General features: G+C 68.8%; 6 protein-coding genes and 1 pseudogene. 1 reads left to right on the plus strand and 6 read right to left on the minus strand.

The window, feature by feature from the left end; all coding sequences use genetic code 11:
* Positions 1–133: 133 nt before the first annotated feature.
* The 5 genes from A5698_RS10485 to ypfJ form a co-directional block, all read right to left on the minus strand.
* A complete protein-coding gene (locus tag A5698_RS10485) occupies positions 134–961 on the minus strand; it encodes a mycofactocin-coupled SDR family oxidoreductase (RefSeq protein ID WP_068296132.1) in 828 nt (275 codons plus the stop codon).
* A gap of 12 nt (positions 962–973) precedes the next feature.
* Positions 974–1,720: an SDR family oxidoreductase gene (locus A5698_RS10490; RefSeq protein WP_068296135.1), complete on the minus strand. Its 747-nt coding sequence runs from the start codon at positions 1,718–1,720 to the stop codon at positions 974–976.
* Positions 1,721–1,789: 69 nt separating this feature from the next.
* Positions 1,790–2,464: an MBL fold metallo-hydrolase gene (locus tag A5698_RS10495; RefSeq protein ID WP_068296138.1), complete on the minus strand. Its 675-nt coding sequence runs from the start codon at positions 2,462–2,464 to the stop codon at positions 1,790–1,792.
* 40 nt (positions 2,465–2,504) lie between these two features.
* Positions 2,505–4,157 (minus strand): DUF885 domain-containing protein, encoded by a 1,653-nt coding sequence (locus A5698_RS10500; protein ID WP_068296141.1) that lies wholly within the window; start codon positions 4,155–4,157, stop codon positions 2,505–2,507.
* Positions 4,144–5,037 carry a KPN_02809 family neutral zinc metallopeptidase gene (gene ypfJ, locus A5698_RS10505; protein WP_067090467.1) on the minus strand — a complete coding sequence of 298 codons (894 nt, stop codon included), beginning with the start codon at positions 5,035–5,037 and terminating at the stop codon, positions 4,144–4,146. Before ypfJ ends, A5698_RS10500 begins: the two co-directional genes overlap by 14 nt.
* On the opposite strand from ypfJ, the pseudogene A5698_RS10510 reads away from it, so the two are divergent.
* Positions 5,036–6,573: pseudogene (locus A5698_RS10510) on the plus strand (carboxylesterase/lipase family protein). The gene ypfJ and the pseudogene A5698_RS10510 overlap by 2 nt on opposite strands.
* Here A5698_RS10510 and A5698_RS10515 read toward each other — a convergent pair.
* A partial coding sequence (locus A5698_RS10515; RefSeq protein ID WP_068296144.1) for an SRPBCC family protein occupies positions 6,570–6,990 on the minus strand: 421 nt, incomplete at its 5' end. The pseudogene A5698_RS10510 and the gene A5698_RS10515 overlap by 4 nt on opposite strands.

The raw sequence follows: 6,990 nt of genomic DNA on the forward strand, positions 1-6,990 counted from the left end.
GATCAACGCCCAGAACCGACGACCCACAAACGGATACCGCGGAACTCTCATACAACCCCTCAACTAGAGGCTGTTGCATCAAGCACTAGAAACCGCCCCGCGAAAAACGGCAGTTTCGCGTCTGCTCGCGGGATCAAATCTTGAGATAACCCTTGTCGGCCGGGATTTGGGCCGCCGTCAGCAGAGACGACGCGTCGCTGGCCAACCACACCACGATGTCGGAGACCAGATCGGGGTCCGCCAACGACTCCGTCGACAGCGCGCCGGGCGAGAAACTGTGGATGTAGTTCTGATGGTCGGCGAAGATCTGCCACATCGACGTGTCGTTGCCCATCGGGGTGTCGGTGCCGTACGGATGCACCGAGTTGACCCGGATGCCGAACTCGCCGAGCTCGACCGCGAGCGAGTTGGTCAACCCGACGACGCCGAACTTGCTGGCGCAGTAGTGGCCGCAGCCGGGGACGGCCTTGACACCTGCGGCCGAGCTGATGGTGATGATCGACCCGCCGTTGCCCGCCTCGATCATCGGCGGGACGACGACCTTGATCGTGTTCCACACGCCGGTCAGGTTGACGTCGAGCACCTCTTGCCACTGCTGGGCCGAAATCTCCCACAGCCGACCCCAATTCATCACACCGGCGTTGGCCACGACGATGTCGAGGCGGCCGAACTGTTCGATCGCGTCGGCGACCACCCGCTGCTGTGCTGTGAGATCGCGGACGTCGACCCGGTCGGCGACGATCTTGCGGCCCTCACCTTCGACGAGGCTCACCGTCTCGGCGAGGTCCTCGGGCAGCGCCGGCGGGTAACCGTTGTGCTCGGCGACCGGTCCGCAGGCGTCGATCGCGACGATGTCGGCCCCGGCGCGCGCCAGGCGCACGCAGTGCTGGCGGCCCTGGCCGCGGGCGGCGCCGGTCACATACGCCACTTTCCCGGCGAGCGGGGTGTCGGAATTCGTCATCGGGTCTCCTGATCAGTTGGCGCCGGCGGCGAGCCAGTCGTCGAACGTCGTCGGGGCGATGCGGGCATTCTCGCCCGGTAGCAACACATTTCCGGCCATCGACAGTCCGAACATGCCCGACCAGGTCGGGACCAGCTTCAGTTGCTGCCCCCTGACCGCGAGTGTCCGGCGTGCCATGTCGACCAGGTCCTGGGTTTCGGGACCGGCGACATCGACGTGGCGACCCTGCGGCGCTCCGACGGCGACCTCGGCGAGCACCTGCGCGATGTCGTCGGGCGCGATCGGCTGCACGAGCAGAGGTGCGATGGCCGACACCCCGTCCTGTTCGAACCAGCCGGCGACCATGGCCGCGAAATCGTGAAACTGCGTGGCGGGCACGACTGTCCACGGCACCGGTCCCTCGGCGACGAGCCGCTCCTGTTCCCGCTTGCCCGCGTAGTGCGGATTGCCCTCGACGTCATGGATGCCGACGATCGACAACAAGACGTGGTGGTCGACACCCGCGCGCTGCTCGGCGGCCAGCAGATTGCGCGTGGTCGTGCCGAAATACTCGATGGTGCGGTCGCGGTCTATCGGCGGTGCGCTGACCGTGTCGACGACCGCCTGCACTCCGGCGAGCGCGGCGTCCAGTCCCTCCCCGGACATCAGGTCGACACCGAGTGAGCGACTGATGCGGACGACCTCGTGGCCGTCGCGTTCGAGCGCGGCGGCGGTGCGTGCGCCGATGTTTCCAGTTGCTCCAGCGATTGCGACGCGCATGGGTGTCTCCTTCGGCCACGGGTGACGGTACTCGCCGGGCGATTCGGATGGGGTCGGTTGGGTTTCGCGTCAGGTCAACGCGGCGGCGACCTCCCGAAGCCGGGCGCCGGCACCGGAGACGATCGGCTCGCCGTGTCCGAAACACGCCGTATCCACGTCGAGGGCGGCGAGCCGGCGGAACGACTCCACCGTGCGGGCGCGGTCCTGGTTGAAGGTGCCGAGCATGAGCGTGCCGATATTGGCGATGGTGTCCCCGGTGAGCAGGACGCCGTGTTGCGGAAGGTGGATCGCGATGCTGCCCTCGGTGTGCCCGGGTATCGACAGCACCTCCGCGCCTCCGCCGAAGTCGAGGATGTCGCCGTCGCGCAGTTCCCGCTCGACGGGTACAGGGTCGGCCGCATCGGGCAGGTTCGCGGCGACCCGCGCGTGGATCGGCACTTCCCAGTCCTCGAAAACCGGTGGCGGCAGCGACGCACCGTCGCGGATGGCGGCGGCGTCATCGGCGCCGGCCACGACGGGAGCCCCGGTCGTGCTGTGCAGTTCGGCCGCCGAGCCGATGTGGTCGACGTGCCCGTGCGTCAACACGATCCGGTCGATTCCGGGTACCGCCTCGGCGATCGCGGCGCCGGAGCCCGGCGCCCCGGTGTCGATCAGCGTGACCGAGTCACCGTCGCGCCAGGCGTAGACCTGCCATCCGTTGACAACGAGCATGGTCAGATTCGGCGTGACGGGCACGGACTCCATGCATCCACGCTAGGGCGTGTGAGCGTGCGACGAAAGAGGCTCAGCCGGAGGCGAAATCGCGCGCCAGCGCGGAGCGGAGCACATCGAGCGGCAACCCGCCCAGGTCCAAGGCGCGGTCGTGGAACTCCTTGAGCGACACGCCGCGGCCCACCACGTCGTCGCGCAGCCGTTGCCAGATCCGCTGGCCGATCGCGTACGACGGCGCCTGACCCGGCCACCCGAGGTAGCGGTCGAGCTCGAACTGCAGGTGCTCCTCGTTCATCGCGCTGTGTGACACCAGGAAATTCCACGCCTTCTCGGCGTCCCACACCGCGCCGTCTGGTGCGGTCATCCCGCAGTGCACGCCGATGTCGATGACCACGCGTGCGGCCCGGAAACGTTGCGCATCAAGCATTCCGATGCGGTTGCCCGGGTCGTCGAGCCACCCGAGCTCGGCCATCAACCGTTCGGCGTACAGCGCCCAGCCCTCACCGTGGCCCGATACGAAGCAGCCCAGTCGCCGCCACCGGTTGAGCTGGTCGGCGCGCACGACCGCGCGGCCGATCTGCAGGTGGTGTCCCGGCACGCCCTCGTGGAACACGGTCGTCGTCTCCTGCCAGGTGTGGAAGGTGTCGACGCCGTGCGGAACCGACCACCACATCCGGCCCGGACGACTGAAATCCTCCGACGGTCCGGTGTAATAGATGCCGCCGGTGTGGGTCGGCGCGATCCGGCACTCCAGCCGGCGCAGAGGTTCGGCGATCTCGAAATGCGTGTCGGCGAGCGCATCGACCGCGCGGTCGGAGAGGTCCTGCATCCAGGCCTGCAGCGCGTCGACGCCGTGGACGAGATAACGCTCCTCGGTGTCCAGGCACCGCAGCGCGTCGGCGACCGACGTCCCCGGATACAACTGCTGGGCGAGTTTTTCCTGTTCGGCGACAATGCTTTCCAGCAGCTCCAAACCCCACTGGTACGTCTCGTCGAAGTCGACCTCGGCACCAAGGAACGACCGCGACCACATTCGGTAGACGTCGCGGCCCACGGCGTCCTCGGCGGGCGCATACGGGGCGATGTCGTCGCCGAGGACCCTGCCGAGCTCCCGATAGGCGTTGGCGGCGTTGGCCGCGTGCTGCTGCAGATCGTCGTGCAGCGTTGCGTTCTCGGGGACGGCGTTCGCGACCATGTCGACCAGCAGGTGCTGGATGCTCGCGGCCTGGTCGATACCGCGCACGACCTGGCGCACCGCCGGCGGATGCCCGTCGGCCACCGCGGCGCGCAGCGCCTCGGCGTATCCGGCGACACGGTCGGGCAGCCGCGATAGCCGGCGCGCGATCACCGCCCAGTCGTCGTCGGTGTCGGTCGGCATCAGGTCGAACACGTCGCGCATCGACTGCAGGGGAGAGGCGATGACGTTGAGTTCACCGACGTCGAGCCCGGCGTCGTTGAGCTCGACCACGATGCCGAGGCGATCGCGCATCGCGGCGACGGTCACCTCGTCGACCGCGTCGGTGGGTGTCACCTCGGACAGTTCGCGCAACGTGCGGCGTGCGGCGTCGGCACGCGCGGCGACGCCTTCGGGGGAGTAGTCGGTGATCTCCTCGTCGTGACCCGCGATGCCCATATCCGTTGCAGCGCAGGGGTCGAGTTCGGCGAGGGTGTCAAGATATCGTTCGGCGACGGCGTCGACGGCCGTGGGTGTCCTACCCGAGGTCATTCGTCGAGAATGTGTCACACGCCTTCGGATCACCGGTGCGGTAGCCCTCGGTGAACCATTTCTGCCGCTGCGCCGCGGACCCGTGCGTCCACGCCTCGGGGTTCACCCGACCGGTGGCCTGCTGCTGGATGCGGTCGTCGCCCACCGATGCCGCGGCCGACAGCGCGTCGGCGATGTCCTTGTCCGTCAACGGCTCCAAAAACGTGACGTCGGTGCCCTCCTGCTTGGTGATCGCGGCATAGTGCGCCCAGACGCCGGCGTAGCAGTCGGCCTGCAGTTCGGTGCGGACTCCGCCGCCGGTGGGTCCGGCCGCACCGGGGCCCTGCGAGTTCCGAAGCGCGCCGGTGAGATTCTGCACATGGTGGCCGAACTCGTGGGCGACGACGTACTCCTGCGCCAACGGCCCTCCGCTGGAACCGAACTGGTCGCGCAGGACGTTGAAGAAGTCGACGTCGAAATACGCGGTCTGATCCACCGGGCAGTAGAACGGCCCCACGTCGCTGGTGGCCGGGCCGCACCGGGTGTCGACGCTTCCGGTGAAGAGTCTGACGCGCGGACGTGTGTAGTCCGGCAGCAGCTGGGGCCAGATCCCGTCGAGCGAGTTGCCGGTCGCGACCACCCGGCACTCGGGGATCGTGTTGGCATCCGCGCCGGTTTTGCACTGGTTGAGGTCGAAGCCCGGCGACTCGACACCCTGGCTGTCGTACTGGCCCTGCTGGGGCACCACCGAGCTGGGGTCGACGCCGAGGAACAGCGCCACCACGAGGACGAGCAGGCCACCGACGCCGCCGCCGAGCGCGATGCCCCGGCCGGGGCCGCCTCCGCCACCGCTGGACGAGGTCGTGCTGGTGTCGATCCGCATACCTTCGTTGAAGGTCATGGCGTTCAGCTTTGCACACTACGATTCGCCCGTGGCCACCGTTGTCGGACATTCGGTCGTCGTCCACACCGGCCTCGGTGATCTGCGCGGCACGACCGAGAACGGCGTCGGGGTGTGGCGCGGTGTGCCCTACGCCGAGCAGCCGGTGGGGGAACGGCGGTTCCGCGCTCCTGAGCCGAAGCGCCCGTGGACGGGCTTGCGTGACGCGGTCGAGCACGGGCCGCTGCCGCGCAGGGCAAGTCGTTCGTGGGCGGCGGGCGCGACGACCCCAAGGTCCGCGACGAGGCCTGCCTGACGTTGACGGTGTGGTCGCCCGACACCAACGCGTCGCTGCCGGTGATGGTGTGGATCCCCGGCGGCGCATTCGTCTTCGGTGCCGGTCAGTTTCAGCTGTACAACGGCTCGCGGCTGGCGGCCAACGGCGACGTGGTCGTCGTCAACGTCACCTACCGCATCGGCGTCTTCGGCGGCTTCGAGCTCGGCGATCTGGGCGCCGGCTTCGACGACAACCTCGCCCTGCGTGACCAGATCGCCGCGCTGCGGTGGATCCGCGACCACATTGCGGCGTTCGGAGGCGACCCCTCGCGCGTGACGGTGTTCGGCGAGTCCGCGGGCGGCACATCGGTGCTCGCGCTGCTCGCCAGCCCCGCGGCCGAGGGTCTGTTCAGCCGCGCGATCGCGCAGAGCCCGGCGCTGCCGTTGATCGCCGACCGAGAGACCCGGGCCCAGCGAGCCCACGAGTTCGTGCGGCGGCTCGGCGTGCCGGTCTCGGAGGTCAAGGGGCTACCGCAGCGTGAACTGCGCCGGACGGCGGGAAGGCTGCAGCTGGAAAGCGCCGCCACCACGCCGACGTTGGCATACGGGCTGACCCACGGCGTCGACCTACTCCCGCATCATCCGCTTGTTGCCGCGCGCGCCGGGGCGATGCGGCGGGTGCCGCTGATCATCGGAACCAACAGCCACGAAGCGTCGATGTTCGCCTGGGGCAAACCCCCGATGCTGCCCACCACCGCGGCGGCCGTGGACGCCTACTTCGCCCGCGTCGCGCCCGACGCCAAACAGCGCGTGCTGGCCGCCTATCCCCGCTACCCGCGCCGAAGCGCCCTGCTCGCGTTCGCCTCGGACGTGATGTTCGGCGGCCCCACGTGGGCGTTCGCCGACGCCTACGGCGGTCAGGCCCCGACCCACATGTACCGCTTCGACCATTTCGGTCTCAGCCTGCGCATGCTCGGCCTGGGCGCCACGCACGGCAGCGAGATCGTGCACATTCAGCACAGCTACGCCTCGTATCTCGGGCGCAAGATCCATCCGCTGGGGCGGCGGCTGCAGCCGGCGGTCGGTCGGCGCATGCAACGCGCGTGGCTCGACTTCGCGGCCCAGGGGTGGGACAGCGGTGAAATCCACTGGTCCAATGGACGCGACTGGCCCGTTTATGACGCCGAACGGCGTTGCACCCGCATCATCCTGTCCGCGCGCGACACCGTCGTCTCGGATCCTGACGCCGCGCGACGGGACGCCTGGGCGGGGATGTACTAGGTCGCGAAGCGCTTGGCGGAGTAGTCGCGCAGGTTGTAGAGGAACTTCTGGAACATCGCGCCCATCACCGGCTTGCCCAGCGACATCCCGAGCCGCGCGGCGACGCCGTTGGGCTTCATCGCCATCACCCACGTCAGGTGACAGCCCTGCGGCGTCTGCACCACCCGGTAATCCTCGGCGAACGCCGCGATGCTCCCGGTCGACGCCTCATTGAACCGAAAAGCCATGTGGCTGTAGGGCTCCCACGCGAGGAACTCCTCGTCGCCGACGATGCCGCCACGCATCTTCACGGTGCGGGTGGTGCCCACGCCGCGCGGCTCTGGGCTCGTCCAGGTCACCTCGGTGATCACCGTGGCCCAGTGTGGCCAGGACTCTGCATCGGCGAGCACCTCGAAGAGTTGCTCGGGTGTGATCGCG

Origin of the sequence: Mycobacterium sp. E136 (assembly GCF_001666865.1) — a bacterium.
Taxonomy (GTDB): domain Bacteria; phylum Actinomycetota; class Actinomycetes; order Mycobacteriales; family Mycobacteriaceae; genus Mycobacterium.

Coding starts and splice junctions, on each gene's coding strand:
- A5698_RS10485 (WP_068296132.1), bottom strand. CDS start 961: ATGACGAATTCCGACACCCCGCTCGCCGGGAAAGTGGCGTATGTGACC.
- A5698_RS10490 (WP_068296135.1), bottom strand. CDS start 1,720: ATGCGCGTCGCAATCGCTGGAGCAACTGGAAACATCGGCGCACGCACC.
- A5698_RS10495 (WP_068296138.1), bottom strand. CDS start 2,464: ATGGAGTCCGTGCCCGTCACGCCGAATCTGACCATGCTCGTTGTCAAC.
- A5698_RS10500 (WP_068296141.1), bottom strand. CDS start 4,157: ATGACCTCGGGTAGGACACCCACGGCCGTCGACGCCGTCGCCGAACGA.
- ypfJ (WP_067090467.1), bottom strand. CDS start 5,037: ATGACCTTCAACGAAGGTATGCGGATCGACACCAGCACGACCTCGTCC.